We start from the raw sequence: 26,106 nt of genomic DNA, 5'->3' as shown, positions 1-26,106 counted from the left end.
CCCACGCGTTACGCACCCGTGCGCCACTAAGTCCGAAGACTTCGTTCGACTTGCATGTGTTAGGCATGCCGCCAGCGTTCGTTCTGAGCCAGGATCAAACTCTCAAGTTGTGTCACACATCATTGCAGCACCGGCGAACCGGCTAACCGCAAGGACATGAGCTTCAAGGAGCCGTTCCTGCACATTTCTTTACGTATGGATACGTGAAGGACATATAGGAACGACTTAATGCAACCGGTAACCGAGGCCTTGAACTCCTCGGAACCGGGCGCCGTCGCCCACATGTCCCTTCATCTAAAAATCACAATGTCAAAGAACCCACCGACAGAAGTAGCGGACGACCATTGTTCCCCGATTTTTCTACCGGGGGACTTGGTGTCCGTCTATGTTGGCGACCGGGTGGAGAGCGATGCGTTGGCGCCGCGTCCCGTCCGGTGAGAGGGCATATATGGAGGGGTTCGATTCGGGTCAAACGCTTTTTGCAGTTTTGTTTCAGTTTTTTTCGGGAATTGCCGCTAGGCACCGAAAACACGGGGTTTTGGCGGCATTGCCTCCGGACCCACCATCACCGCCTGACGGGATCACGACAGTATATGGTTGAAGACACAGCACAGAGAATCGCCGACTCAGGCTTTGCCAACCGCGTAAGATCCGCGGTTTTCTGGCGTTCCGGCAGCCAGATCGTGAGTCAGGTGGTGATGTGGACGACCACGCTTGCGGTGATTCGGATTCTCGACCCTGCCGATTACGGGCTGTTCGCGATGACCCAGGTGGTGATGGTGATGCTCGCCTTCCTCAACGGCTATGGCTTTGCGAGCTCGCTGATCCAGCAGGAGAACATAGACCGCTTCCGCGTGCGCCAGGCATTCGGGCTTTTGCTGATTCTCAATTTTGGCATCGCCGCGATCCAGTTCGCCGCCGCGCCCGCGATCGCCGCTTATTATAGCCAGCCGATGGTGACCGACCTGCTGCGCTGGCAGACGGTGATGTATCTGGCGACGCCGTTCATGGCCGTGCCCGAGGTGCTGATGAGTCGCGCGCTCGATTTCCGGCGCCTGGCGATCGTCAACCTGATCGCCGCCTTGGTATGCGCGATCACCTCTATAGCGTGCGCAATGGCGGGCTGGGGTGTGTGGACATTGGTCGCCGCGCCCACTGCGATGGTGTGGACCCGCGCGATCGGGCTGTGCATCGCCCAGCGATTCGTCGTCTGGCCCAGCTTCAACTTCAAGGGGACCCGCGAGATGATCGGCTTTGGCGGGGCGATGCTGACCAGCCACCTGCTGTGGAGCATCCAGACCCAGGCCGATGTGCTGATCGCCGGCCGCGTGCTCGATGCGCACGCGCTCGGGCTCTACGCCGAGGCGCTGTTCCTCGCGCAGATGTTCTCGTCCAAGGTCATTCCCCCGCTCAACGAGGTCGCCTTCCCCGCTTATGCCCGGCTGCAGGCCGAGCCCGCGCGGCTGCAGGCGGCGTTCCTCAAGGCGATCGCGCTGATCATGCTGATCAGCTGCCCGGTCTATGCCGGGCTCGCGGTCACCGCACCCGAGGCAGTCTACACCTTGTTCGGCGAGAAATGGCTCGAGATGGTGCCCTTGGTGCAGCTGTTCGCGATCGCGATGCCGTTCATGACACTGCACGTGCTGCTGGCGCCTGCGGTCAACGCGCTGGGCCATCCGCGAATCACCGTGCGCTGTTCGGCGTTCGGCGCGGTGTTCATGCCGGTGATGTTTCTGGGCGGCGTCCAGTTCGGCGTGACCGGGCTGGCGCTGGGCTGGGTGATAGGCATGCCGGTCGTGCTCGCCTTCGCGCTGTGGCAATCGTGCCCGATCATCGGCGTGCGGGTGCGCGATGTGCTGATCGCCTGCGCGCCGGGCATCGGTGCCGCCGTGACCATGGCGGCCTTGGTATGGACGATGCGAATCGGGCTGGCCGGCACGCTCGACAACAACCTTGCCGAAATCATGGTTCGCCTGGCGCTGCTCGCAGGGATCGGGGTGCTGAGCTATTGGCTGCTGCTGCGGGTGCTGGCGCCGCAGATGCTGCGCGATGCGATCGGCCTGCTCCGCCGCCAGCCCCCGCCGATCGAGGCACCGCTCCCCGCCTGAGGAGCCGCGTTTGCATAAGGGGGTGCACAACGTCCCTCGACTTCGCTCGGGACAGACGGCGAGGGGGAGGGGCGGCGGGGGAAGGCAAAGCTGCGATTCGCTTTTGGGCTAAACTGTCGCGCCAACGTGCCACGAGGTCGTCCCCAACTCCCGTGTTCCCGAGCGAAGTCGAGGGACGTACGCACAAGGCCTATGCATACCTCCCGTCAACGCCAAAGTGACGCAGCACGCCGCGCGCGATCGCCTGCGCATCGGCCCAGGTCGCATCGAACCCGCGCGCATCGCCATAATAGGGGTCCGCGACCGCCTGCCCTTCGCGCCCCTCGACCAGATCGAGCGCCAGCCGGACGTCGGCGGCGTGATCGGGCGGCGCGATCGCGTGCAGCCCGGCCAGATTGTCGTGATCCATCGCGAGGATCAGGTCGAACCGGGTGAAGTCACGCGCGTGCACCTGACGCCCCCGGAGCCCCGATATATCGACACCGTGCCGGGCGGCGACCGCGATCGCCCGCTTATCGGGCGCATCGCCGGCGTGCCAGCCGCCGGTGCCCGCCGAATCGACCGTCCAGCCAAGCCCCCGCCGCGCGACCTCGTGCCGCAACGCGCCATCGGCCAGCGGCGATCGGCAGATATTGCCAAGGCACACGAAGACGATCGAAGGATACTGCTCAGCCATCGCACTCCGCCCGCCTGCTGCTTCGGGTTCCGCACCCGTAAGGTGCTTGCACGAACCTACGGCTCTGCTAGCCAATGGACCCTACAAGAACAAGCAGCGGGGAGATGCGCGCAGGTGACGGGAACAATCGGTACGGAGACTCACGCCACCCCGGACAGCGCTGCCACCGCGGGCGATACCCCGCCCGACGCAGCGCTCTCGCCCGCCACGCACGCAACGCCTTATGCCTGGTATGGCCTGGGCATCCTGTTCCTCGTCTATGTGCTCAACTTCATCGATCGGCAGATCATCACCATCCTGGCACCCGACATCAAGGCGGACCTGGGGCTCGACGATGCCGATATCGGCTTTCTCTACGGCACCGCGTTTGCCGTGTTCTACGCCTTGTTCGGCATCCCGCTGGGGCGTCTGGCCGACAGCTGGAACCGGGTGCGGCTGCTGACTTTGGGCCTTGCGATCTGGTCGGCGATGACGGCGGTATCGGGCTTTGCCAAGAACGGCACGACCTTGGGCCTTGCACGCATGGGCGTCGGCATCGGTGAGGCGACCGCGAGCCCGTCTGCCTATTCGCTGATCTCGGACATGTTCCCCAAGCGCATGCGCGGCACTGCGCTCGCGATCTATTCGGCGGGGCTGTATTTCGGCGGCGGCATCTCGCTGATGATCGGCGGGTTCATCGTCGCAGGCTGGAACAACGCCTATCCCGGTGGCGGGCCGCTCGGCCTCGTCGGCTGGCAGGCGGCGTTTCTGGCAGTGGGCATACCCGGACTGCTGCTGGCAGCCTGGGTCGCCACCCTTCGCGAGCCGGTGCGCGGTCTGGTCGACGGCCTGCCCACGCCGCCGGCGGCCGAGCCGTTTCGCGGGTTCCTGCAGGAGCTGTTCGCGGTCATCCCGCCTTTCACTCTGATCTCTGCGGCGCAGCGCGGGATGTCGGCTCTTGCGGTCAACATTGGCGTGATCGCCGCGCTTGCGGTGGCCGCGTTCGGGCTGATCCTGCTCACTGGCGCGACCCTGCAATGGATATGCATCGCGGTCGGCTATTATGCGGTGTTCTCCTGGGCGGCATCGCTTCGCCTGCGGGACCCGGCAACTTTCGCATTGATCTGGGGGTCGCCTGCGTTCCTTTATACCATATTGGGCTATGGCTGCGTTGCATTCCTTTCGTACGCTACCACCGCGTTCGGGCCGAGCTATGCCGCGCAAGTGCTCGGCGAATCGACCGCGACGATCGGCTTGTGGCTCGGCGGGCTGGGCGCTGCCGGCGGCTTCATCGGCGTGATCCTGGGCGGGCGGATGTCTGACTGGTTGCGCGCACGCAGCGAATCGGGCCGCATCATCGTGATCGCGTTCGGGCTGCTGACCCCGATCATCCCGATCGTGCTGGCCTTCACCACGGTCAACGATCCCGATTCGAACATGGACTTCGTGCGATTCGCGGTTTTCGTCTCGCTCGCCAACATGCTCGCGAGCTCGGCATTGGGCGCAGCAGCCGCGACGACGCAGGATCTGGTGATGCCGCGGATGCGCGGGACCGCCACAGCAACCTTCTTCCTCGCCACGACATTGTTCGGGCTCGCGCTGGGCCCGTATCTCGCCGGGCAGATGTCGGTGATCAGCGGCAGCCTGTCGACCGGCGTGCTGTCGATCCTGGTGATCGTGCCGGTCGGCATCGCGCTGCTGCTCGCGGCCTATCGCGCGGTGCCTCTGGCCGAGCGCACCGTGGTCGAGCGGGCACAAGCTGCAGGCGAAGGCGCCTGACACACAAATCCGGGCGATGCCGCTGGCACCGCCCGGATTGGATTGATCGGTATCAGGCGAATCAGGCGAGCATGCGCACGCCGGGTTCGCGATCATAAAAGCGCGTTGCCGCAGCCTTGATGAAGTCGTCACCGATCCCGGTCACGCCCGCATCGGGCTCGACGCCGGCCTTGTCGAGCAGCGGCTTGGCCGCCTTGCTCGCGCCGATCGCCTTCAGGTGGCCGAACGCATCCATCGCGAACTGCACCGCTGCAGCTTCCTTGAGCAGCATCTTGGTGCCCTCGTCCGACAGCACGATGGCAACCGCATCGAACAGCTGGCTCGGCGTTCCGGCGAGCTGACCATCAGCCTTCTTCTGCTTGCCGTCGGAAAGCTTCGCGCCGCCAACCTTGGGCGCGATGATCACCGGCGTGGCGCCAGCCTTCTTGACCGCGCCCGTCAGCTTCTCGAGCTCGCCTGCGTCGGTGCCATCGGCAATCAGGATGCCGACCGAACGGCCCTTGAGCGTCGCCTTCATGTTCTTGTGGATCGACAGCTTGTCCGAAGGCTTCATGTCGACCGGCTTGCGCGCGGCTTCCGCCTTGGCAGGCAGCTCGATGTTGAGCCCATCGGCGACCCGCTTGGCCAGATCCTCGTCCACATTGCGCAGATTGGCGACCATCCGTGCGGGCACCTGATCGAGATCGGCGACCTTGGACAGCTCGAACACGAACGACGAGGCAATATGCGCCTGTTCGCTCGGGGTCTGCGACTTGAAGAACAATCGTGCCTGGCTGTAGTGATCGGCGAACAGCTCGGCGCGAACGCGCAGCTTTTCGCCCTGCTCGTCGGGACCGCTGACCAGATTGGTGGTGGCAAAGCCCTTGGCAGCGCTTTCACGCGGACCGCCCTCTTCACCATGCGCGGTGAGGCTGTTGGGCTCGTAATTGGCACGGCCCTTGGGCACCATCGTCTGCATCATGCCGTCGCGCTGGAAGTTTCCGAACGGGCAGCGCGGCGCGTTGACCGGGATCTGGTGGAAGTTGGTCGTCCCCAGCCGCGACTTCTGCGTATCGAGATAGCTGAACAGCCGTCCCTGCAGCAGCGGATCGTTCGAGAAATCGATTCCCGGAACGATGTTGGTCGGCAGGAACGCCACCTGCTCGGTCTCGGCGAAGAAGTTGTCGACGTTGCGGTTGAGCGTCATCTTGCCGATGATCCGCACAGGCACATCCTCTTCGGGAATCAGCTTGGTGGCATCGAGCACGTCATAAGGCTGCGCATCGGCGAATTCCTGGTCGAACACCTGGATGCCGAGCTCCCATTCGGGGAAATCGCCGCGGCCGATCGATTCGAACAGATCGCGCCTTTGGTAGTCGTTGTCCGCCGCCTGCAGCTTGAGCGCCTCGTCCCAGATCGTCGACTGCAGGCCGAGGACCGGCTTCCAGTGGAACTTGACGGAGCTGGCCTTGCCGTCTGCGTTCACCATCTTGAAGGTGTGGACACCAAAGCCTTCCATCGTGCGGAACGAGCGCGGCAGGGTGCGGTCGGACATCGCCCACATCAGCATATGCGTCGATTCGGGCATCAGCGACGCCCAGTCCCAGAAGGTATCGTGCGCGCTGCCCGCCTGCGGATAGCCGCGATCGGCCTCCATCTTCACCGCGTGGACCAGATCGGGGAACTTGATCGCATCCTGGATGAAGAACACGGGGATGTTGTTGCCGACCAGATCCCAGTTGCCCTCGCGGGTGTAGAACTTGACCGCAAAGCCGCGCACGTCGCGCGGGGTGTCGACCGATCCGGCGCCGCCGGCAACGGTGGAGAAGCGCACGAACACCTCGGTCTTCTCGCCCTTGGTGAACACCGCCGCCTTGCTGAGGTCCGAAATATCGTCGGTCGCCTCGAACACGCCATGCGCGCCGGTGCCGCGCGCGTGGACGATCCGCTCGGGGATACGCTCATGGTCGAAATGGAAGATCTTCTCGCGCAGCACGAAATCTTCGAGCAGCGTCGGGCCGCGTGCCCCGGATTTCAGGCTGTTCTGGTTGTCCGAGATCGGCATGCCGTGGTTGGTGGTGAGCACAGGGGTATCGCCGCTCGCCTGCTGGTGGGTTTCGCCGCCATGGCCTTGGGTCGTTTTGGGGGAAGATGTCATGTGTAGCTCCTGCATTGGTCGAAGGATCAACGCGTGCAGGGTGTTGCCGGGTTCGGCAGGCGCGCATCGACCGGACGCGGATGCGCCTTGACCTCACCTACGCACTTGCCTGTCATGCGATGCATCGGGCGTAAGAGAATTCGGTCGCTGGCGGGTCGGACGTCGCCGCTCCCCACCAACTCTAGCGCGACCCTGACGAGTCGGCTAGATCGCGGGCCATGAACCAGCACAACACCAGCTTCCTCGACCGCGCCGACCGGCCGCGCCTCGTCTATCACCACCGCCGCGCCAGCGACACGCGCGCCACGGCGCCAACGCTGGTCTTCCTGCCCGGCTATGCCTCGGATATGACCGGGACCAAGGCGCTCGCGCTCGACAGCTGGGCCCAAGCCCAGGGGCTGGCGATGCTGCGCTTCGATTATGCCGGATGCGGGGCAAGCGGCGGAGATTTCGAGAAGCAGGGGCTGGCCGACTGGCGCGATGACGTGCTGACGCTGGTCGACACGGTCGTGGATGGCCCGGTGCTGCTGATCGGATCGTCGATGGGCGGATGGCTGGCATTGCTGGTCGCGCTCGCGCGCCCGGCCAGGGTGGCGGGAATCGTCGGAATCGCCGCAGCGCCCGATTTCACGATGTGGGGTTTCAGCCAAGAGGAGAAGATGGCCATCCTCACCGAAGGGCGGCTGGAGAAGCCCAGCGAATACGGCCCCGAGCCGATGGTGACGACCCGCAAGTTCTGGCAACAGGGCGAGGGCAACCGCGTGCTGATCGGCGAGATCGGCATCGATTGCCCGGTGCGGCTGATCCAGGGCCAGAACGATCCCGACGTGCCATGGCAATATGCGCTCGAGACCCAGAAGCAGTTGCGCAGCGGCGACGTGCAACTGCTGCTGATCAAGGACGGCGACCACCGCCTGTCGCGCGACAGCGACATCGCGCTGCTGCTGCAGAAGGTGGGAAATTTGGTCGAGGTTCTGGCGGCCTGATCGCATCTTGCCGTCACCCCCGCGAACGCGGGGGTCCCGCTTTTTACGCGCCAACTGCTCCGAAGCGGGATTCCCGCGTTCGCGGGAATGACGAATGATTCAAACGAGCTTCGTCTCGCGCTGGATCGGCCTTGGGCGATGCTCCTCATCCAGCGCGACGAAGGTGAACAGGCCGCTGGTGACCCGCACCTCCTGCTGGCCGCGACCGCGGGTGGCGATGACGTCGAGCCGGATCGCGATCGAGGTGCGCCCCACCCGCTCGACCTCGCCATAGACCGAGATGATGTCGCGCAGCAGGATCGGTGCGAGGAACTGCATCGCCTCGATCGCCACGGTCGCGCATGGCCCCTGCACCTCGCGGCCGGCGACGATGCCGCCTGCGATGTCCATCTGCGCCAGCACCCAGCCGCCGAAGATATGGCCATTGGCGTTGATGTCGGCCGGCGCGGGCACCACGCGCAGCACTGGCTCGCGGCCCTCGCCAAGGCGGTCGGCCGTCAGGCGACCGGCGGAAACGTCCGTCATGTTATCCCCCCGAATTACGAACCGTCAGGATCGAGCGCGTCGTCTATCGATTCGTCGTGGCCGGTGCCGCTGGACAGAAACACCAGACCCATCAAAGCTGCCGTCAGCAGCATGGTAAAGCCTACGCCGAGCGCGGCGGCGATGTACAGATGGATCGAGACCGTGCCGTGCAGCATGAACAGCACGCCCAGAGCTCCGACCACCGCCAGCGCCGTGACGGCGGCCATCCACCCCATCACGCGCCAGTAGCGACGCCAGGCGAAGCGGGCGTAATCGGGATCGTCGAGATTCGAAAAGCGGGGCATGACTGGGGATATAGGTTGAGATGCCTTTTCTTTCCAAGCATTTCGTGGGACCATCTGCTCGCTTGAGTCGCCATGGCGGACCTCGTTGCAGCGCCGCCTTTGTCAAAGGGACCGGGCTTTACGCTTAGGAGGGCGCACGTCATGACCATTGCCACTATTCTGTCGGGGCGCGATGGCGCAGTCCACCAATGCACCTGCACCGCCACGGTGCGCGATGCGGCAAACCTGCTCGCACAGCGGCGCATCGGCGCGCTGCCGATCGTGCGCGATGGCGAGGTGGTCGGCATCTTTTCCGAGCGCGATCTGGTCTACCGGCTGCATTCGGATGGCCCCGAAATCCTCGACCAGCCGGTCGAAAAGGCGATGACCGCGCCGGCCATCACGGTCACCCCCGATACCCAGGTGATGTCGGCGCTGTCGCTGATGACCCGCAGGCGAATCCGCCACCTGCCGGTGGTCGAAGGCACGACGCTGATCGGCTTTGTCTCGATCGGCGATCTGGTGAAGTACCGCATCGACAAGATCGAAAGCGAGGCGGCGGCGCTGAGGGATTATATCCAGAGCGTTTGATCGCTCAGGTCGGTTTTCAGGGTTTCACGCGAAGACGCGAAGGCGCGAAGATTTCCGTTCTCCGGCGAAAGCCGGAGCCCAGAGGCGAGAATGCGCTACCTGACTCCTGGGCTCCGGCTTTCGCCGGAGAACATTTAGCTGCGAAAAGACCCTTCGCGCCTTCGCGTCTTCGCGTGAACCAGACCTTCTTCCTCCTACCGCATCAACCCGCCCAGCAGATTGCGCGCGAATCGGCCCAGGCCGGGGAAGCCGAACGCCTTGCCGATCTCGGTCGCCACGGTGCCCGCTGCCGCGCTCGCCGCGCTGGCGCCGGGCCGCGCGCGGCTCTTCTTGCCGGTGAGCGCGCCCGCCAGCACCGCGCCGGCCGATGCTGCAGCCGTGCCCGCCGCCGCATTACCCGCCTTGGCCCAGACCGATGTCGTCTTGCGCGGCTGCTTGGCGACCTCGGCCTTGCCCCTGGCCTCGACCTCTTCGGCCACCGCAGCGGCATCGGCGGCCTTCTGCGCCAGCACCTCCATCGCCGATTCGCGCTCGATCCGCGCATCGTATTTGCCGTCATAGGGCGAGACCGACCGGATGATCGCGCGTTCCTTGGGGCTGAGCGGACCCAGCCGCGAGCGCGGCGGTTTGATCAAGGTGCGCTGGGTGATCGAGGGCGAGCCGTCCTCGAGCAAAGTCGAGACCAGAGCCTCGCCCGTCTTCAGTTCGGTAATCGCGGTGGCGACATCGAGATCGGGGTTGATCCGAAAGGTATCGGCGGCGGCGCGAATCGCCTTCTGGTCGCGCGGGGTGAAGGCGCGCAACGCGTGCTGCACCCGGTTTCCGAGCTGGCCCGCGACCTTTTCGGGGATATCGATCGGGTTCTGCGTGACGAAATAGACGCCGACCCCCTTCGAGCGAATCAGGCGGACGACCTGCTCGATCTTGTCCTCGAGCGCCTTGGGCACGTCGTCGAACAGCAGATGCGCCTCGTCGAAGAAGAAGACGAGCTTGGGCTTTTCGGGGTCGCCGACCTCGGGAAGCGTCTCGAACAATTCGGACAGCAGCCACAACAGGAAGGTCGCATAGAGCTTGGGGCTCTGCATCAATTTGTCTGCGGCGAGCACGTTGATAAGCCCACGCCCCTGATCGTCGCAGCACAGGAAGTCGTCGATCTCGAGCGCGGGCTCGCCGAAGAACTGGCCCGCGCCCTGGCTCTCGAGCTGGAGCAATTGCCGCTGGATCGTCCCGACGCTGGCCTTGGTGACATTGCCGAACCGCGCCGATAGCTCGCCGGCGTTCTCGGCGGTGTAGGCGAGCACCGATTGCAGATCGGGCAGGTCGAGCAGCAGCAGGCCTTTCTCGTCGGCAAAGCGGAAGGCGATGTTGAGCACGCCTTCCTGGGTATCATTGAGGCCCATCAGCCGCGCGAGCAGCAGCGGCCCCATCTCGCTGATCGTGGTGCGGATCGGGTGACCCTGTTCGCCGTAAAGGTCCCAGAAGATCGCCGGATTGTCCGAATAGGCATAGTCCTCGAGCCCGATCTCGGCCGCGCGCGCGACCAACTTGTCATGCGCCTTGTGAGTGGGCGAGCCTGCCATCGCGATCCCCGCCAGATCGCCCTTCACATCCGCGACGAACACCGGGACGCCCGCGGCGGAAAAGCTCTCGGCGATGCCCTGCAGCGTCACCGTCTTGCCGGTGCCGGTGGCGCCTGCGACCATGCCGTGCCGGTTGGCACGGGCCAGCACCAGCGTCTGCCGCTCGCCGCCGCCAAGGCCTAGAAAGATATCGGACATGGCTGGTGCTCCCCCGCTGATCGTGTTTCGCGATGTATGCCGCGAGTGCCGGGGCAAGTCGAGGGAGGGGCGTGTAAACTGTGTGGCGGCGGAAGCGACCACCCGTTGCACCACATCCGCTCAGCCTGAGCTTGTCGAAGGCATTGCGGCAAGGTCAGCCAAATAACTAGACCGTTCTCCGGCGAAAGCCGGAGCCCAGGAGTCGGATGGCACTGCACTCGCCCTGGATTCCGGCTTTCGCCGGAAAACGGTTGGGCTTTGGGGCAAGAGCTATCCCGTGGCCTTCGACAGGCTCAGGCTGAACGGGGTTGGCAGATAGGGGTGCTCTCTCCCCTGAAGGGGAGAGGGCATTTCAGTCTAAATCCACCCAGCCAGTTCGCGCCGCACCAGCGTCTCGAGCATGTCCATGCCCTCGCCGCTCGCATTCAAACACGGAAGGTACGCAAACTTCTCGCCGCCGGCGTGCTCGAACTGCTCGCGGCCCTGGATGGCGAGCTCTTCCAGCGTCTCGAGGCAATCGACCGAGAAGCCAGGCGCGACCACGGCGATGCGTTTGACCCCCTTCTTGCCCAGGGCCTCGAGCGTGTCGTCGGTCGCGGGCTCGAGCCATTTGGCGCGGCCGAAGCGCGACTGGAACGAGACCACCAGATCGCGCCCCATCGCCTCGCTCAGCAGCCGCGCGGTCTTGCGGCACTGGCAGTGATAGGGATCGCCCAGATGAAGCGTGCGCAGAGGCATGCCGTGGAAGCTGGTGACGATCTCTTCGGGCTCGAAATCGAGCGAGGCGATGGCGTGCTCGATGTTGCGCTTGAGCGCGTCGATATGCACCGGATCGTCATGATAGGGCGGCAGCGTTCGGATCGCGGGCTGCCAGCGCATCGCCTGCAGCACCTCGAACGCCTTGTCGTTGGCGGTGCCGGTGGTAGCGCCCGAATATTGCGGATAGAGCGGCGCGAGCAGGATGCGGTCGCACCCGGCGTCCTTCATCGCCTTGATCTGCGATTCGATCGACGGTTGGCCATAGCGCATCGCATATTCGACCCGCACGCCTTCGCCCATCCGGTCGCGCAGCGCCTGCGCCTGGCGCTTGGAATAGACCGCGAGCGGCGAGCCCTGATCGGTCCACACCTCGGCATAAGCGGCAGCGGATTTCTGCGGGCGGGTGTTGAGGATGACCCCGCGCAGCAAAGGCTGCCAGACGATCGCGGGGATCTCGACGACGCGCTTGTCGGACAGGAACTCGCCCAGATAATCGCGCACCGCCTTGGTGGTGGGGGCAGCCGGCGTGCCGAGGTTGATCAGCAGCACACCGATGCGGGGCTTGAGGATCGGCGGGTGATCGGCCGGCGGCTCCATGCCCGATTTGGAAATGTCGAAATCGCTCACAGGCCACCCGAGAGCAGCGGCAGCTGGCGCAGGCGCAGGCCGGTAGCAGAGGCGAGCGCGTTGGCGATGGCAGGAGCAACTGCAGGCACGCCGATTTCGCCAAGGCCCGCAGGCGGCTCCTGGCTCTCGATAAAGTCCACGCGGATCTCCGGTATGTCGGCCAGTTGCGGCAGGGAAAGGTCTCTTAGGTTGCGAACATCGGGATAGCCATCGGTCCAGCCGGTAGCGCACCCCATCGCCATCGCAAGGCCGAATATCATGCCGCCTTCGATCTGTTGCAAGGCTATGTCGTGATTGATGATCCTTCCGACATCGACCACCGCGGACAACCGCTCCACCCGAAAGCCGCCGCGCGCGGCCGCGCCATCGGCACCGCTGCCCCCACCACCACTGGCCCGCGAGGCGCTGGCGACGACCGCGATGTGCGCGCCGTTCCAGCTGCAGCAGGCAACGCCCTGGCCGCTGTTGTCGAGCCCGCCATCCCATTCGGACAGCCCCGCCACCCGGGTCAGGCAGTTGGCGAGGCGGATGTTCTGCCCGAGCATCTGCACCCGGTACGAAAGCGGCTCGCGCCCGGCCTGCCCGGCGAGTTCGTCGATGAACGATTCGGTGACGAACACGCCATAGCTCGCGCTATTGCCGCGCCAGCGCCCGGTGGGAATATCGATTCTCACCGGATAATGATCGACCGCGATGTTGGCGATGTCATAAGGCACCATCGCGCCCGAGACCGCCATCAGGTCGGCATCGCCGCTGGTCTCGGCAATCGCGTCCATGCCGTGCGAATCGTTGAACAGCCGCTGCGCCGATTCGCGTGCGGTGGCTGGGCAGGCGATCTTGACCGACAGTGCCGAGATGTTCGCCTGCTGGTCGATCACCGCCGCTGCGCGCGCGGCAACCGGGGTGCGCACGAAATCGCGCACCGCCTCTTCCTGCCGCGAACGGGTAAGCTGCACCGGGCGGCGCAGATCGCGCGCCAGGATCGCGGCGGGCGCGACCAGATCGTCATCGAGCCGGCGGTCGAACGAGCCGCCTGCGGGCATCGGATAGACCTGCACGTTGGCGATCGCGATTCCCAGCGCGTCGGCGGCGCGGCGCCGCGCGGCGGTCGGCGCCTGGCTGGCGACCCAAAGCTCGAGATGGTTGTCGGCAAAGCGCGCGGTGACCGCGCCTGTTTCGATCGTCGCATGCGGCGCGGCGGCAATCGCATAGCGCGCGGCAATGCCCTTGCCGCTGGCAAATTCCGCATCGGGATCGCCGCGCGTGATCATGCGGTACCCGGTGGCCTTCTTGCCCGGGCCCGGCTCGATCGCCTGCTCGAGCCGTTCGGCGATTTGATCGCCGCTGCGGCGCGCGCCGGTATGGGCAAAGCGCGGACGCAGCCGGTTCACCGCCATGTCGGCCGCCCACCAGCTGGTCGCGGCGGCCGCGACCCAGTCTTTGCCCTGGACGATATCGATCAGCCCGGTGACGCCGTCGGCGGGCTTGCGATCGACGCTGACCAAGGCGTTAGCGCCCACCGGACCCTGGCGGATTGCCGCATAGACCATGTCGTGCAGCCGGACATCGCCTGCGAAGGTCGCGCTGCCATCGACCTTGGCGGGCAGATCGAGCCGCGCGAAAGGCGGCGCATCGCCGATCGGCTCGGCGCGGACATTGCCGGGCAGCGTGGTGCGCAACGGTGGGGGATTGGGCACCGGATAGCCCACCGCATCCGCAGCGAGCTCGGCAAAGCGCAGTTTCTCGTTGCCCCACACGACAAAGCCGTCGCGGGTGTCGGTCTCCTCGACCGTCGCGCCCCATCGCTCGGCCGCCGCCTGGCACAACAGCGAGCGCGCGGTTGCAGCAGCGGCGCGATAGCCCGGCTCGTATGCGGTGACCTCGGTATCGCCTGCGGTCACCACGAACTCGCGCATCGCGGCCCAGCGGCGCACCAATATGTCGTTGGCATCGGGCTGCAGCGCCGGCGCCACCGGCAGCAGCAACGGCGCCCATTCGCTCGCCAGCGCGGTGTTGGCGAACACCGGCGCAGGCGGTGCGGGCTCGAGCGCGATGGTGCGCCAGTCCGCGCCCAATTCTTCCGCGACGATCTGGGCGAGCACGGTGCCCACCCCTTGCCCCATTTCGCAATGCGGGTTGCTGACGATCACCGTGCCGTTGGCGGCGATCCGCAGATACGCGCCGAACACCGCCTCCTTGCCGCGCATCGCGGGCGGATTGTCATAGGCTCGCGGCCACAATGCCCAGGCGACGGTCAATCCGGTGCCCGCGGCTGCGGTGATCAGCAGGCCGCGCCGCGTGATCTGCACCATATTTAGCCTGCCGGTCCAAAGCGGTTATCGATCCAGCTCGAGATGCGGCCGGCGATGGCGGCGAAGCTGTCGGAGATCAGCCCCTCGCCCGAGGCCGGCGGCACGCCCGCATCGCTCGACCGGCGGATCACCATGTCGAGCGGTACCCGGCCGAGGAACGGCAGGTTCATCGATTTGGCCGCAGCTTCCGCGCCGCCGATGCCGAACGGGTCGGAAAGCTCGCCGCAATGCGGGCAGACATAGCCCGCCATGTTCTCGATCAGCCCGATGATCGGCACGCTGCCCTGCTCGAACAGGCTGATCGCGCGCACCGCGTCCATCAATGCCAGATCCTGCGGGGTGGAAACGATCACCGCGCCCACCGGCTTGTGCTTCTGCAGCATCGAGAGCTGCACATCGCCGGTGCCCGGGGGCAGATCGACGATGATGTCGGTGACATCGCCCCAATGCGCGTTGATCAACTGGTCGAGCGCCTTGCCCGCCATCGGCCCGCGCCACGCGACCGCCTGGCCCTGTGGCACGATATGCCCCATCGACAGCAGCGGCACGCCATAATCATTGGGTACCGGCACCAGTTTCTCGTCGCGCGCGCTGGGCTTGACGTCCTCGCAATCGAACAGACGCGGCTGCGAGGGGCCGTAGATATCGGCATCGACCAGCCCGACCTTGCGCCCGGCGCGGTGCATCGCGACCGCCAGATTTGCCGAGAACGTGGATTTGCCGACCCCGCCCTTGCCCGAGCCGACCGCGATCAACCGCGGCGGGCGGCGCTCTGCGGTCATCGCCACCTGCACCTTGGTGACCCCCTCGATCTTGAGCAGCGCGCCCTTGAGTGCGATCTCCATCCGGTCGCGCGTCAGGCCGTCGAGCCCGGCCACGTCGAGCACCAGCGAAACCACGCCGCCCTCGCGCAGTCGCACGCCGCTCGCCCTGCCCTCGCTTGCAGCGGTGGCAGCGGTTTCAATCTCGTTCAGCTCAGCCATATTGCCTCAAGCGCATAAAACGGCGCGCGCCGATCACGCAAGCCCGGGCCTTTGCCTAGACGAAATGCGCCCTTCCGCAAAACACATGCGCATGAAACCCCTGTTTTTATCGGAGTCACGTCTTATAAAGAGAGTATGACAAGACTGACCGGCTGGTTTTCCCACATTTTATCGCCAATATCCTCCATGGCCAACAACAGCCCCTGGGGCAGCGGATCGGGAGGTTCGGGCGGCTCTGGCGATTCAGGGTCCGGCGGCGGCGGCGATGCTGGTAGCGGCGGACCGCGCAATCCCTGGCAACCGGCAGGTGCAGGGCCAACCGGCGGACGCAAGGCATCGAACATCGAAGAACTGTTCAAGCGGCGCGGCGGCGGTGGCGGCGGATTTGGTGGCGGCGGCTTTGGCGGCCTGCCCCGGCGCCCCAACGGCAAGAGCTATCTGCCGATCGCCATCGGCCTGATCGTATTGCTGTGGCTGGTGCTGACCAGCTTTCACCGTGTCGGCCCGCAGGAACGCGGCGTCGTCTCGTTCCTCGGATCGTATTCGCGCACGCTTGAACCCGGCATCGCGCTGACCCTGCCTTCGCCGCTCGAATCGTTCCAGGCGGTCGATGTGCAGAACATCCGCACCATCGACATTCCCAATGCCGGCACCACCGAAAACCTGATCCTGACCGGGGACCAGAACCTGGTCGATCTCGCCTATTCGGTGCGCTGGACGATCAACAATCCAACCTTGTACCTGTTCCAGCTCGCCGACCCCGAAGCGACCATCCGCGAGGCTGCCGAGGCGGCGATGCGCGCAAGCGTCGCCGAAGTGACGCTCGACGATGCGATCGGCCCCGGCCGTATCGAGGTCGAGCAGAAGGTCGAACAGCGGATGAAGGAGCTGCTCGATTCGTATCGTTCGGGCATCCAGGTGCAGGGCGTGGCGATCAAGAAGGCCGATCCGCCCGAAGCCGTGAACGAATCGTTCAAGGCGGTGTCTGCCGCGCAGCAGGAAGCACAAACCTTTCTCAACGAGGCGCGCGCGTATGCCCAGCAGCTGACAGCTGCCGCGCAGGGCGAGGCCGCAGCGTTCGACAAGGTCTACGAAGAATATCGCCTGGCGCCCGAAGTGACGCGTCGGCGTATGTATTATGAAACCATGGAGCGGGTACTGTCCAAGCTTGACAAGACGATCATCGAAACCGGCAATGTAACGCCGTATCTGCCGCTGCCCGAACTGCGCAAGCGCGTCCAGGAAACTCCTGCACCGCCCGCGCCAGCCGCCGGGGAGTCACGCTGATGGGCATGATCCAACGCCCGATGCTGTGGCTCGGCCTGCTCGCATTGCTCCTGATCGTGCTGGCAAGCTCGGTCGCGGTGGTGCCCGAAACCAAGCAGGCGGTGATCGTCCGCTTCGGCCAGCCGGTGCGCACCTTCAACGTCTATCGCGAGAACGAGGAATTCGGCCAGACCGGTGCGGGCCTGATCGCGCGCATTCCGTTTGCCGAGCAGATCGTCTGGGTCGACAAGCGCGTGATCGCGGTCGAAATGGAGCAGCAGCAGGTGCTCTCCACCGATCAGCTGCGGCTTGAGGTCGATGCCTATGCGCGCTTCCGCATCGTCGATCCCGAACGGATGTACGTCTCTGCCGGAAGCGTCGAGCGGGTGGCCGCCGAACTTCGCCCGATCCTCGGATCGGCGCTGCGCAACGAGCTTGGCAAGCGGCAGTTTGCCGCCCTGCTGAGCCCCGAGCGCGGCGGCATCATGGACCGCATCCAGGCCGGGCTCGACCGGATCGCATCGCAGTACGGCGCGCAGATCGTCGACGTGCAGATCAAGCGCGCCGACCTGCCGCAGGGCACGCCGCTGCAGAGCGCGTTCCAGCGGATGCGCACCGCGCGCGAGCAGGAAGCACGGACCATCACCGCGCAGGGCCAGAAGAACGCGCAGATCATCCGCGCCGAGGCCGATGCATCCGCATCGCGTACCTATGCCAACAGCTTCGGCAAGGATGCGTCGTTCTATGAATTCTACCGTGCAATGCAGAGCTATGAACGGACGTTCCTGGGTGGATCGGGCGAGACCTCGATCATCCTGTCGCCGAACAATGACTATCTGCGCGAATTCCAGGGTCGGGGTAATCGCTAAACCGGTGCGGCGCGCGTGACGCGTCGCACCATTCAATCTGCGTTCAGGCGCAGGTTGCAAACCGGAAGAACCATCGCTTTGCGCCGGATTTCCGGCGTTCTGGGAAAAGCCGGTGGCCGCGTCTTGAAAGATGAAGAGGAATCACACGTGCGATACGCTTATGCAGTGACATCAGCCCTTTTGCTTGGTGGCAGCGCCGTGGTGCTGGCAACCGGCCAACCGCTGGGTGCGCAGGTTGCCCAGAACGACCAGAGCGCCATGCTTGCTGCCGCGCCCCGCGCCGGTGCGCCGATGAGCTTTGCCGACCTGACCGAGCAGCTGCAGCCTGCGGTGGTCAACATCTCGACCCGCCAGCGGGTGCGCGTCCCCAACAACCCGTTTGCCGGAACCCCGTTCGGCGGTCTGTTCGGTGCGCCTGAAGGCGGCGGCGGCGGCACCCGCGAGGCACAATCGCTGGGTTCGGGCTTCATCATCTCGGCAGACGGCTATGTCGTCACCAACAACCACGTGATCGCAGCCGAAGGCAACGCCTCGGTCGAATCGATCACCGTGACCATGCCCGACGGCACCGAATTTCCCGCCCGGCTGATCGGCCGCGATCCGCAGTCCGATCTTGCCGTGCTTAAGATTTCGGGCACCAAGGCGTTTCCGTTCGTGCGCTTCGGCGATTCGACCAAGGCGCGCGTCGGCGACTGGATCCTGGCGATCGGCAACCCGTTCGGCCTCGGCGGCACGGTGACCTCGGGGATCATCTCGGCGGTCTATCGCAACACCGGCCAGGGCGGCGCCTATGACCGCTATCTGCAGACCGACGCCGCGATCAACCGGGGCAACTCGGGCGGTCCGATGTTCGATCTCAACGGCAACGTCATCGGCATCAACAACGCCATCATCTCGCCCACCGGCGGCAGCGTCGGCATCGGCTTTGCTATCCCTGCCGAAGTCGCAGCCCCGATCGTCGAGAAGCTGCGCAGCGGTGCTGCGATCGAACGCGGTTATCTGGGCATCGGCATCAACCCGCTGACCGATGACCTTGCAGCGTCGCTGGGCCTGCCCAAGCGCCGCGGCGAGTTCGTCCAGCGCGTCGAGCCCGGCGAAGCGGCGGAAAAGGCCGGTATCAAGGCCGGCGACGTGGTGATCTCGGTCGATGGCAAGGACGTGACTCCCGACCAGACGCTGTCGTTCATCGTCGCCAACACCGCGCCGGGCAAGCGCATCCCCGTCGTGCTGGTCCGCAATGGCGAGCGGGTGACGGTGACCGCCACGGTCGGCCGGCGGCCGAGCGAGGAAGAACTCAACGCCCAGGCCTTCAGCCCCGAAGCTGCCGAGGACTTCTCCGATCAGCGCGAGCAGGACAGCGAGCAGGCCACCCGCCAGGCGCTGGCGATGGCAGTAACCGAACTGACCCCGCAGATCGCACGGCAGATCGGCGTTCCCCCCGAACTCAAGGGCGTCGTGGTCGCTGCGGTCGATCCTTCGGGCGATGCCGCGACCAAGGGCATCCGGCGCGGCGATGTGATCCTGTCGATCAACAACCGTCCGGTGACGACCTCGGCCGAGGTCGACCGGGTGATCGCCGAAGCGCGCGCGGCCAACCGCGAGGCGGTGCTGCTGCGCGTCCAGCGTCGCACCGGCCAGCCGCAGTTCCTGCCGGTTCGCCTGCGCAGCCGCTAAGCGATCCTCAAGCAAGACAGACAAAGGGCGGTACCGATGGTGCCGCCCTTTTTCGTGCCGTTTTCGGCTATATCCATTGTCGTCACCCCCGCGAAGGCGGGGGTCCCGCTCTTGCGCTGACAATTGAGCGAAAGCGGGATTCCCGCGTGCGCGGGAATGACGGGAGTATTGTCGCAATATCCACCCGGCGCTTTTCGCGAGCGTCACCTTGTCTTGCCAGCCCGGCCTTCCTAGTGTGCCCGTGAATGCCTTGATTCACGGGCAACATAGGAGAGAATGCATGGGCCGAATCGCAATCGTTACAGGCGGGACACGCGGGATCGGCGAGGCGATCAGCCTCGCGCTCAAGGATGCCGGTGCGCATGTGATCGCCAGCTACGGTGGCAATGACGAAGCAGCCCGGGCCTTTGCTGACCGCACCGGGATTGCCGTGCAGAAATGGGATGTCGGCGATCACCAGCAGAGCATGGATGCGGTCGCCCAGATCGAGGCCGAGCATGGCCCGGTCGACATTCTGGTCAACAACGCCGGCATCACCCGCGATGCGACCATGATGAAGATGACCTGGGAGCAGTGGGACGAGGTGATTCGCGTCGACCTGACCGGCTGCTTCAACATGGCCAAGGCGTGCTTCCCGGGAATGCGCACCCGCGGCTGGGGCCGCATCGTCAACATCGGTTCGGTCAACGGCCAGGGCGGCCAGATCGGCCAGGTCAACTATGCCGCCGCCAAATCGGGCATCCACGGTTTCACCAAGTCACTCGCGATGGAAGGCGCGCGCTATGGCGTCACTGCCAATGCCATTGCACCTGGCTACATCGCCACCGAAATGCTCGCCACCATCCCGCAAAACGTGATGGACAAGATCGTCGCGCAGATTCCGGTCGGACGGTTGGGCCAGGCGGAGGAAATCGCGCGCGGCGTGGTGTTCCTGACCGCCGAGGAGGCAGCCTTCGTCACCGGATCGACACTGTCGATCAACGGTGGTCAGCATATGTACTGATCGCCTGCGCGGCAGGGATCACCAAGGGGCCGTGCAGCGATGCGCGGCCCTTTTGCTTACAGGTGCGGGGATTTCAGGGTTTGGCCATCAGCCCGGCGATCAGCCCGCGCTTGGCACCGCTGCCCGACTTGAGCACGTTGCGGCGGAACAATCGCGCACCGAATCGGATCAGCACCAGCACCCAGGCAGCCTGCCAGGCCAGGGCCAGCAGATGCTGCCAAAGCACCTGCTCCTGCGCCGCGCGCGCCAGCATCGCGAAGGGCGAGCTGAACGGAAACGCCACCGCGAACAGCTCGATCGGCTCGCCCAGCCGGGTGACCGAGTACGAGGCGAGGAAGAAGAACAAGAGCTGGCCCATCGTCGCGGGCATCGACAGCGTCTGCACCTCGCGCACCGTCGTCGCCATCGCGCCGATGCCGAGGAACAGCGACCCCAGCAGCAGATAGGCCATCGCGAAATAGGCGACGCCCAAGCCAATGAACAGCGGCCAACCGGTGGCTGGCGCGGGCAGATCGGGAACGCCATTGCCCGCCAGAGCGATCGCGACCAGCGCCAGCCCCGCCCAGCAGGCGATGCCGATCAGCGCCATCCCCAGCATCGCGAACAATTTGCCGAGGAAGATCGCATCGATCGGGACCGCCGCAGCGAGAATCTCGATGATCTTGTTGGTCTTTTCCTCGACCAGATTGGACAGCACCATGCCGGCGAGCAGCATCGTCAGCAGCACCAGCAGCGCCTGGCCGACCTGCGCGGTCACCAGCCGTCCCTGCTCCTGCGAGCCCGAGCTCTGCGCTACGGCGCGGGTCTTCAGCTTCGCAGGTTGCGCGGCGTTACCGGCGCGCGCGCGTTCAACCAGCAGTTCGAGCGGGCCCTTCCAGCGTTCGATCTCGCTTGCGGTGCCGATCAGCTGCGGATCGCCAAGGCTACCGGTGAGCACGCCCAGAAAGCGGGTGTCCTGTGTGGCATCGAGCAGGCGTTCGGGGGTATCGGACTGCCTGGCCACCAGCGCCGGCACCCGGCCCTCGCCGAGCTGCGCGGCCAGCGCGGCGCGCGCCTTGAGCGCGGCGTCCGAATCGGACGCGGCCATCACTAAGGCAAAGCTGGGCCGGTCGATATCGCGCGCCACCTGCCCGCCGATGCTGCCCGCTGCGATCCCGATCGCCAGCGGAAACACTGGTCCCAGCAGGAAGAAGAAGAACGCCTTGGAAAAGATGATCGCGGCAAAATCACGCCGGGCGATCACCCACGACGCGCGCAGCAGCTCATGCATCGGCAGTCTCCTGCTGCGCTTCCTCGTCAAGCTGGCGCGCGGCATCTGCGCCTGCGATCGCGACAAAGGCATCGTGCAGCCCGGGCCGCTCGATCGACAGCGACTGGATCCCCGCTTCGCCCTCGATCAGCGCGCGCAGCAGCGGCTCGACCCCAGTCTCGGGAAGCGTGAACTGCCAGAAATGCCCCTCGGGCGCGGCATCGGCGGGCAAAGCCGCGCGCCACGGCCCGTCGAGCGACCGAGTCTCCAGCCGCACCTGCGGGCGTAGCCGATCGCGCGCCTCGGACACCGATCCGGTGAACGGCACCTTGCCGCCCGCGATAATCGCGATGCGCTCGCACAACCGTTCGGCGTGCGCGATGACATGGGTCGAAAAGATGACGGTAACGCCGCGATCGGCCTGCGCGCGAATCAGCCGCTCGAGCTTGGCCTGGTTGAGCGCATCGAGCCCCGAAAACGGTTCGTCGAGCACGATCAGCTCGGGATCGTGCACCAGAGTGCCGAGCAGCTGCACCGTCTGCGCCATGCCTTTCGACAACGTGCGCACCTCCTTGTCCGCCGCCTTGCCCAGGCCATGCTCCTCGAGCATCGCCCTGCCCCGCTTGCGTCCCTCGGCTAGCGGCAGCCCGCGCAGCGCGCCCATGAAGGCGATCGCGTCATAGGCTTTCATCGAAGGGTACAGCCCGCGCTCCTCGGGCAGATAGCCGACCCGCTTGGCGACATCGAGTGGATGGGCGGCGCCGAGCAATGTCCGCGTGCCCTCGTCAGGATCGACGATGCCCAGCAGCATCCGCAAGGTGGTGGTCTTGCCCGCGCCATTGGGCCCGAGAATGCCGAAGATGCTGCCTGCAGGCACGGTGAGATCAACGCCGTCGACGGCGCGCTGACGCCCGAAGATCTTGACCAGACCGCGCGCTTCGATGGCGTTGGCGGTCACGTTCGGTCCTTCGGCATATCGGGCGGAAAAGGCGGCATCCGGCTTGGTCACGGTCGCACTATCGGGTAGCGGAGAAGGATGGTCAGCGGCAAGCGAAACCTTGAGGCGGATATAGCGGCAGAGGCGGCCCGGCTAGGCTTTGCCGATTGCGCCATCGCGCCTGCCGCGTTGGGACCGCAGACCGCCGAGCGGCTGCAAGCCTGGCTGGCCGAGGGCTGCCATGGCGACATGCTGTGGATGGAGGCGCGCGCCGACCAGCGCGCCGACCCTGCGACATTGTGGAGCGAGGTGCGCTCCGTCATCATGCTGGGGATGAGTTATGCGCCCGCGCGCGATCCGTTCGCGCTTGCCGGGCACCCCGACCGGGGGCGGATATCGGTCTATGCCCAGGGCGGTGACTATCACAAGACGGTCAAGACCGCGCTCAAGGCATTGGCGCGCTGGATCGTCGATCAGGCAGATGATGCTCCAGAAACGACGGGGGTGAAGGTGTTCGTCGACACCGCGCCGGTGATGGAAAAGCCGTTGGCGATGGCCGCAGGGCTGGGCTGGCAGGGCAAGCACACCAACCTGGTCAGCCGCACGCATGGCAGCTGGCTGTTTCTGGGTGCGATCTATACCACGCTCGAGCTTGCGCCGAGTGGCGCTGGCGCGGACCTTTGCGGATCGTGCACCGCCTGTCAGGACATCTGCCCGACCAACGCCTTTCCCGCGCCCTATCGGCTCGATGCGCGGCGGTGCATCTCGTATCTGACGATCGAGCATGCAGGACCGATCCCCGCCGAGCTGCGCAAAGGCATCGGCAACCATGTCTATGGCTGCGACGACTGCCTGGCCGTGTGCCCGTGGAACAAGTTTGCTGATGCCGCGCACCGCAACCGCGCCTTTCTGCCGCGCGCCGAGCTTGCCGCACCATCACTTGCCGATCTGCTGGCGCTCGACGACGCGCAGTTCCGCGCAGTGTTCTCCGGATCGCCGATCAAGCGCAGCGGGCGGGTGCGGATGGTGCGCAATGCCCTGATCGCTGCGGGCAACAGCCAGGATGCCGCGCTGATCGCGCCGGTCGCGCGGTTGTTGGACGATGCCGAACCGGTGGTGCGCGGCGCGGCGGTGTGGGCGCTGGCGCGGCTCGACCCCGCTCGCTGGGAATCCGAAAAGTCGGCCCGGCTGGATCGTGAGACCGACGACGACGTGCTCGCCGAATGGCGCGCGCTTTGCGCGCTTGCCGATACGGCCCTGCCCGTCTAGGCGCAAACCCCATATGCGCCCGCCCTTTGACCATGTCCGCACCTGGATCTTCGATCTGGACAACACGCTCTATCCGGCGGAGACCGACCTGTTTTCGCTGATCGACGAGCGCATGGGGACATACGTTGCCGATCTGATGCAGGTCGATCTGGTCGAGGCACGGCGCATCCAGAAGGACTATTATTACCAGCACGGCACCACGCTGATGGGGCTGATGCTCGACCATGGCGTCGATCCGCACCATTTCCTCGATTACGTCCACGATATCGACATGGGCCGCATCCAGCCCTGCTCGGTCACCTCGACCGCGCTGGCGCAATTGCCGGGACGCAAGCTGATCTTCACCAACGGCGATGTGACCTATGCCGGGCGGGTACTCGACAAATTGGGGATCGGCGACCAGTTCGAGGCGATCCACGACATCCACGCGACGCAATACCAGCCCAAGCCGCATGCCGCGGCCTATTCGAGCCTGATCGACCGGCTCGACATTGATCCTGCAGCTGCGCTGTTCGTCGATGACCTCGCGCGCAACCTCAAGCCCGCCAAGCAGCTGGGCATGACCACGGTGTGGATGAACAACGGATCGGACGGCGGCACGCATGAGGCCGAGCACGATTACATCGACCATGAAATTACCGCGCTGGGCGAGTGGCTCGCCGCGCTGACACAGGAGACTGCCCGATGACCGACACACTCCAGACCCGCATCGAAGCCGCATGGGACAACCGCGATTCGCTCGACACCAGCCCGGGCAGCGCAGTGGGCAACGACGTCGCCGAGGCGGTCGCTTTGCTCGACAGCGGTGTCGCGCGGGTGGCCGAGCCTGACGGCAACGGCGGCTGGCAGGTCAACCAGTGGCTCAAGAAAGCGGTGTTGCTGTCGTTCCGTTTGAACCCGATGGCCGAGATCAGCGGCGGCCCCGGCGGCGCGCACTGGTGGGACAAGGTACCCAGCAAGTTCGACGGCATGGCGGCGGATGATTTCAAGGCAGCGGGTTTCCGCGCGGTTCCCGGCTCGATCGTCCGGCGCGGCGCGTTCGTCGCCAAGGATGCGGTGCTGATGCCCAGCTTCGTCAACATCGGCGCCTATGTCGGTGAAGGCACGATGGTCGACACCTGGGTGACCGTGGGCAGCTGCGCGCAGATCGGCCGCAACGTGCACATCTCGGGCGGCGTCGGCATCGGCGGCGTGCTTGAGCCGCTGCAGGCTGGCCCGGTGATCATCGAGGACAACTGCTTTATCGGTGCGCGTTCGGAAGTCGCCGAGGGCGTGATCGTCGGCGAAGGTGCGGTGCTCTCGATGGGCGTGTACCTGGGTGCTTCGACCAGGATCGTCGACCGGGCCACCGGCGAGGTGCACTACGGCAAGGTGCCGCCCTATGCGGTGGTCGTCCCCGGATCGATGCCCGGCAAGCCGTTGCCCGATGGCACCCCCGGCCCCTCGCTCTATTGCGCGGTGATCGTCAAGACGGTCGATGCGCAGACGCGATCGAAGACCGGGATCAACGAACTTCTGCGCAGCTGAAGACTGGGTTCACGCGAAGGCGCGAAGCCGCGAAGAGGATGTAACCGCAAACCCTTGCGCTTAACGTCCCTCGACTTCGCTCGGGACAGACGGCCATGGGGATGCGAAATGACATTCCCCGGGGCGTATCCACTTGCGCCAAGCAAACTGCGGGTGCGCGGCCACATCCCGTGGTCCCGAGCGAAGTCGAGGGACGTCGTGCACCGCTTATGTAATCTTTGCGCGTTCGCCAGAAATCTTCGCGCCTTCGCGTCTTCGCGTGAAACCTCTTCAACCGATCAGACACGAAAAAGGGCGGCCTGCGCGAAGCAGACCGCCCTTTTTTTCCATCCCTGCGACCGGAGCCGCAGGAGCGGCAAGATTACTTGAGCTCGACGGTACCGCCGGCTGCTTCGATCTTCGCCTTGATGTCTTCGGCTTCAGCCTTGCTGACGCCTTCCTTGATCGCCTTGGGAGCGCTTTCCACCAGGGTCTTCGCTTCGGTCAGGCCGAGCGAGGTGATGGCGCGGACTTCCTTGATGACCTGGATCTTCTTGCCGCCGTCGCCGGTCAGGATGACGTCGAATTCGGTCTGCTCTTCAGCAGCCGGTGCAGCGGCACCAGCAGGTGCAGCAACAGCGACAGCAGCAGCAGCCGAAACGCCCCATGCTTCTTCGAGGGCCTTCGAGAGTTCAGCGGCTTCAAGAACGGTCAGCTTCGAGAGTTCTTCGACCAGGTTTGCGATATCTGCCATTTTAAGTCTCCAGTTCTAAATCATGATACGTGCCGCATCCGCCCGGACAGGCGAG

At 65.3% G+C, this 26,106-nt stretch carries 22 protein-coding genes and 1 rRNA gene; 11 read left to right on the top strand and 12 right to left on the bottom strand.

Annotated elements, in window-relative coordinates:
* Positions 1–110, bottom strand: a 16S ribosomal RNA gene (locus ACK4R0_RS05855); the annotation flags it as partial.
* 483 nt (positions 111–593) lie between these two features.
* Between ACK4R0_RS05855 and ACK4R0_RS05850 the strand changes: the two genes are divergently transcribed.
* A complete protein-coding gene (locus ACK4R0_RS05850) occupies positions 594–2,108 on the top strand; it encodes a lipopolysaccharide biosynthesis protein (RefSeq protein WP_409671608.1) in 1,515 nt (504 codons plus the stop codon).
* A gap of 190 nt (positions 2,109–2,298) precedes the next feature.
* Here ACK4R0_RS05850 and ACK4R0_RS05845 read toward each other — a convergent pair whose 3' ends face one another.
* Entirely contained in the window at positions 2,299–2,784 is a 486-nt protein-coding gene (locus tag ACK4R0_RS05845) for a low molecular weight protein-tyrosine-phosphatase (protein WP_409671605.1), read from the bottom strand.
* A gap of 114 nt (positions 2,785–2,898) precedes the next feature.
* On the opposite strand from ACK4R0_RS05845, the gene ACK4R0_RS05840 reads away from it, so the two are divergent.
* Positions 2,899–4,542, top strand: coding sequence for a spinster family MFS transporter (locus ACK4R0_RS05840; protein WP_409671602.1), 1,644 nt, complete (start codon positions 2,899–2,901; stop codon positions 4,540–4,542).
* Positions 4,543–4,603: 61 nt separating this feature from the next.
* Here ACK4R0_RS05840 and ACK4R0_RS05835 read toward each other — a convergent pair whose 3' ends face one another.
* A complete protein-coding gene (locus ACK4R0_RS05835; protein ID WP_409671599.1) occupies positions 4,604–6,679 on the bottom strand; it encodes a catalase in 2,076 nt (691 codons plus the stop codon).
* Positions 6,680–6,897: 218 nt separating this feature from the next.
* Here ACK4R0_RS05835 and ACK4R0_RS05830 point away from each other — a divergent pair, with 218 nt between their 5' ends.
* Positions 6,898–7,665 (top strand): alpha/beta hydrolase, encoded by a 768-nt coding sequence (locus ACK4R0_RS05830; protein ID WP_409671596.1) that lies wholly within the window; start codon positions 6,898–6,900, stop codon positions 7,663–7,665.
* A 99-nt stretch (positions 7,666–7,764) separates the two neighbouring features.
* Here ACK4R0_RS05830 and ACK4R0_RS05825 read toward each other — a convergent pair whose 3' ends face one another.
* Together ACK4R0_RS05825 and ACK4R0_RS05820 are read right to left on the bottom strand one after the other, a co-directional pair.
* Entirely contained in the window at positions 7,765–8,190 is a 426-nt protein-coding gene (locus ACK4R0_RS05825) for an acyl-CoA thioesterase (protein WP_409671593.1), read from the bottom strand.
* Positions 8,191–8,204: 14 nt separating this feature from the next.
* Positions 8,205–8,495 (bottom strand): hypothetical protein, encoded by a 291-nt coding sequence (locus tag ACK4R0_RS05820; RefSeq protein WP_409671590.1) that lies wholly within the window; start codon positions 8,493–8,495, stop codon positions 8,205–8,207.
* Between the two features lie 141 nt (positions 8,496–8,636).
* On the opposite strand from ACK4R0_RS05820, the gene ACK4R0_RS05815 reads away from it, so the two are divergent.
* Positions 8,637–9,065, top strand: coding sequence for a CBS domain-containing protein (locus tag ACK4R0_RS05815; protein ID WP_409671587.1), 429 nt, complete (start codon positions 8,637–8,639; stop codon positions 9,063–9,065).
* A gap of 194 nt (positions 9,066–9,259) precedes the next feature.
* On the opposite strand, the gene ACK4R0_RS05810 is transcribed toward ACK4R0_RS05815, so the two are convergent.
* The 4 genes from ACK4R0_RS05810 to ACK4R0_RS05795 all read right to left on the bottom strand — a co-directional run bounded on the left by ACK4R0_RS05810 (position 9,260) and on the right by ACK4R0_RS05795 (position 15,524).
* Positions 9,260–10,843 (bottom strand): helicase HerA-like domain-containing protein, encoded by a 1,584-nt coding sequence (locus ACK4R0_RS05810; protein ID WP_409671584.1) that lies wholly within the window; start codon positions 10,841–10,843, stop codon positions 9,260–9,262.
* 357 nt (positions 10,844–11,200) lie between these two features.
* Positions 11,201–12,199: a ferrochelatase gene (hemH, locus tag ACK4R0_RS05805; protein WP_409671656.1), complete on the bottom strand. Its 999-nt coding sequence runs from the start codon at positions 12,197–12,199 to the stop codon at positions 11,201–11,203.
* Between the two features lie 26 nt (positions 12,200–12,225).
* Positions 12,226–14,541 (bottom strand): molybdopterin cofactor-binding domain-containing protein, encoded by a 2,316-nt coding sequence (locus ACK4R0_RS05800; RefSeq protein ID WP_409671581.1) that lies wholly within the window; start codon positions 14,539–14,541, stop codon positions 12,226–12,228.
* A gap of 2 nt (positions 14,542–14,543) precedes the next feature.
* Positions 14,544–15,524, bottom strand: coding sequence for an Mrp/NBP35 family ATP-binding protein (locus tag ACK4R0_RS05795; RefSeq protein WP_409671579.1), 981 nt, complete (start codon positions 15,522–15,524; stop codon positions 14,544–14,546).
* Positions 15,525–15,659: 135 nt separating this feature from the next.
* Here ACK4R0_RS05795 and hflK point away from each other — a divergent pair, with 135 nt between their 5' ends.
* The 4 genes from hflK to phbB all read left to right on the top strand — a co-directional run bounded on the left by hflK (position 15,660) and on the right by phbB (position 20,336).
* Positions 15,660–16,811 carry an FtsH protease activity modulator HflK gene (gene hflK, locus ACK4R0_RS05790; RefSeq protein ID WP_409671576.1) on the top strand — a complete coding sequence of 384 codons (1,152 nt, stop codon included), beginning with the start codon at positions 15,660–15,662 and terminating at the stop codon, positions 16,809–16,811.
* 5 nt (positions 16,812–16,816) lie between these two features.
* Positions 16,817–17,659: a protease modulator HflC gene (gene hflC, locus ACK4R0_RS05785; RefSeq protein WP_409671653.1), complete on the top strand. Its 843-nt coding sequence runs from the start codon at positions 16,817–16,819 to the stop codon at positions 17,657–17,659.
* 147 nt (positions 17,660–17,806) lie between these two features.
* Positions 17,807–19,333: a Do family serine endopeptidase gene (locus tag ACK4R0_RS05780; RefSeq protein WP_409671573.1), complete on the top strand. Its 1,527-nt coding sequence runs from the start codon at positions 17,807–17,809 to the stop codon at positions 19,331–19,333.
* Between the two features lie 280 nt (positions 19,334–19,613).
* A complete protein-coding gene (phbB, locus tag ACK4R0_RS05775) occupies positions 19,614–20,336 on the top strand; it encodes an acetoacetyl-CoA reductase (RefSeq protein WP_409671569.1) in 723 nt (240 codons plus the stop codon).
* A 73-nt stretch (positions 20,337–20,409) separates the two neighbouring features.
* Here the strand turns inward: phbB and ACK4R0_RS05770 are convergent, their stop codons facing one another.
* Complete coding sequence (locus ACK4R0_RS05770) at positions 20,410–21,606, bottom strand: ABC transporter permease (protein ID WP_409671566.1); 1,197 nt, start codon at positions 21,604–21,606, stop codon at positions 20,410–20,412.
* Positions 21,599–22,543: an ABC transporter ATP-binding protein gene (locus ACK4R0_RS05765; RefSeq protein WP_409671650.1), complete on the bottom strand. Its 945-nt coding sequence runs from the start codon at positions 22,541–22,543 to the stop codon at positions 21,599–21,601. The genes ACK4R0_RS05770 and ACK4R0_RS05765 overlap by 8 nt, the downstream gene beginning before the upstream one ends.
* Before the next feature lie 78 nt (positions 22,544–22,621).
* Between ACK4R0_RS05765 and queG the strand changes: the two genes are divergently transcribed.
* Genes queG through dapD form a run of 3 tightly spaced genes read left to right on the top strand, consistent with a single transcriptional unit; the run spans position 22,622 to position 25,318 of the window.
* Positions 22,622–23,791: a tRNA epoxyqueuosine(34) reductase QueG gene (gene queG, locus ACK4R0_RS05760; RefSeq protein ID WP_409671564.1), complete on the top strand. Its 1,170-nt coding sequence runs from the start codon at positions 22,622–22,624 to the stop codon at positions 23,789–23,791.
* A 13-nt stretch (positions 23,792–23,804) separates the two neighbouring features.
* Positions 23,805–24,479 (top strand): pyrimidine 5'-nucleotidase, encoded by a 675-nt coding sequence (locus tag ACK4R0_RS05755; protein WP_409671561.1) that lies wholly within the window; start codon positions 23,805–23,807, stop codon positions 24,477–24,479.
* Positions 24,476–25,318, top strand: coding sequence for a 2,3,4,5-tetrahydropyridine-2,6-dicarboxylate N-succinyltransferase (gene dapD / locus ACK4R0_RS05750; protein ID WP_409671558.1), 843 nt, complete (start codon positions 24,476–24,478; stop codon positions 25,316–25,318). Before ACK4R0_RS05755 ends, dapD begins: the two co-directional genes overlap by 4 nt.
* A gap of 361 nt (positions 25,319–25,679) precedes the next feature.
* Here dapD and rplL read toward each other — a convergent pair whose 3' ends face one another.
* Positions 25,680–26,051, bottom strand: coding sequence for a 50S ribosomal protein L7/L12 (rplL, locus tag ACK4R0_RS05745; protein ID WP_017671662.1), 372 nt, complete (start codon positions 26,049–26,051; stop codon positions 25,680–25,682).
* Between the last annotated feature and the right edge of the window lie 55 nt (positions 26,052–26,106).

The sequence above is a fragment of the Blastomonas sp. genome (genome assembly GCF_046294995.1).
Lineage (GTDB): Bacteria > Pseudomonadota > Alphaproteobacteria > Sphingomonadales > Sphingomonadaceae > Blastomonas.
This window is presented reverse-complemented; position numbering and strand designations above follow the sequence as displayed.

Excerpts from the sequence above, each read along its gene's own strand:
- ACK4R0_RS05850 (WP_409671608.1), top strand. The coding sequence starts at position 594 with ATGGTTGAAGACACAGCACAGAGAATCGCCGACTCAGGCTTTGCCAAC.
- ACK4R0_RS05845 (WP_409671605.1), bottom strand. The coding sequence starts at position 2,784 with ATGGCTGAGCAGTATCCTTCGATCGTCTTCGTGTGCCTTGGCAATATC.
- ACK4R0_RS05835 (WP_409671599.1), bottom strand. The coding sequence starts at position 6,679 with ATGACATCTTCCCCCAAAACGACCCAAGGCCATGGCGGCGAAACCCAC.
- ACK4R0_RS05830 (WP_409671596.1), top strand. The coding sequence starts at position 6,898 with ATGAACCAGCACAACACCAGCTTCCTCGACCGCGCCGACCGGCCGCGC.
- ACK4R0_RS05825 (WP_409671593.1), bottom strand. The coding sequence starts at position 8,190 with ATGACGGACGTTTCCGCCGGTCGCCTGACGGCCGACCGCCTTGGCGAG.
- ACK4R0_RS05820 (WP_409671590.1), bottom strand. The coding sequence starts at position 8,495 with ATGCCCCGCTTTTCGAATCTCGACGATCCCGATTACGCCCGCTTCGCC.
- ACK4R0_RS05815 (WP_409671587.1), top strand. The coding sequence starts at position 8,637 with ATGACCATTGCCACTATTCTGTCGGGGCGCGATGGCGCAGTCCACCAA.
- ACK4R0_RS05810 (WP_409671584.1), bottom strand. The coding sequence starts at position 10,843 with ATGTCCGATATCTTTCTAGGCCTTGGCGGCGGCGAGCGGCAGACGCTG.
- hemH (WP_409671656.1), bottom strand. The coding sequence starts at position 12,199 with ATGGAGCCGCCGGCCGATCACCCGCCGATCCTCAAGCCCCGCATCGGT.
- ACK4R0_RS05800 (WP_409671581.1), bottom strand. The coding sequence starts at position 14,541 with ATGGTGCAGATCACGCGGCGCGGCCTGCTGATCACCGCAGCCGCGGGC.
- ACK4R0_RS05795 (WP_409671579.1), bottom strand. The coding sequence starts at position 15,524 with ATGGCTGAGCTGAACGAGATTGAAACCGCTGCCACCGCTGCAAGCGAG.
- hflK (WP_409671576.1), top strand. The coding sequence starts at position 15,660 with ATGACAAGACTGACCGGCTGGTTTTCCCACATTTTATCGCCAATATCC.
- hflC (WP_409671653.1), top strand. The coding sequence starts at position 16,817 with ATGATCCAACGCCCGATGCTGTGGCTCGGCCTGCTCGCATTGCTCCTG.
- phbB (WP_409671569.1), top strand. The coding sequence starts at position 19,614 with ATGGGCCGAATCGCAATCGTTACAGGCGGGACACGCGGGATCGGCGAG.
- ACK4R0_RS05770 (WP_409671566.1), bottom strand. The coding sequence starts at position 21,606 with ATGCATGAGCTGCTGCGCGCGTCGTGGGTGATCGCCCGGCGTGATTTT.
- queG (WP_409671564.1), top strand. The coding sequence starts at position 22,622 with ATGGTCAGCGGCAAGCGAAACCTTGAGGCGGATATAGCGGCAGAGGCG.
- ACK4R0_RS05755 (WP_409671561.1), top strand. The coding sequence starts at position 23,805 with ATGCGCCCGCCCTTTGACCATGTCCGCACCTGGATCTTCGATCTGGAC.
- dapD (WP_409671558.1), top strand. The coding sequence starts at position 24,476 with ATGACCGACACACTCCAGACCCGCATCGAAGCCGCATGGGACAACCGC.
- rplL (WP_017671662.1), bottom strand. The coding sequence starts at position 26,051 with ATGGCAGATATCGCAAACCTGGTCGAAGAACTCTCGAAGCTGACCGTT.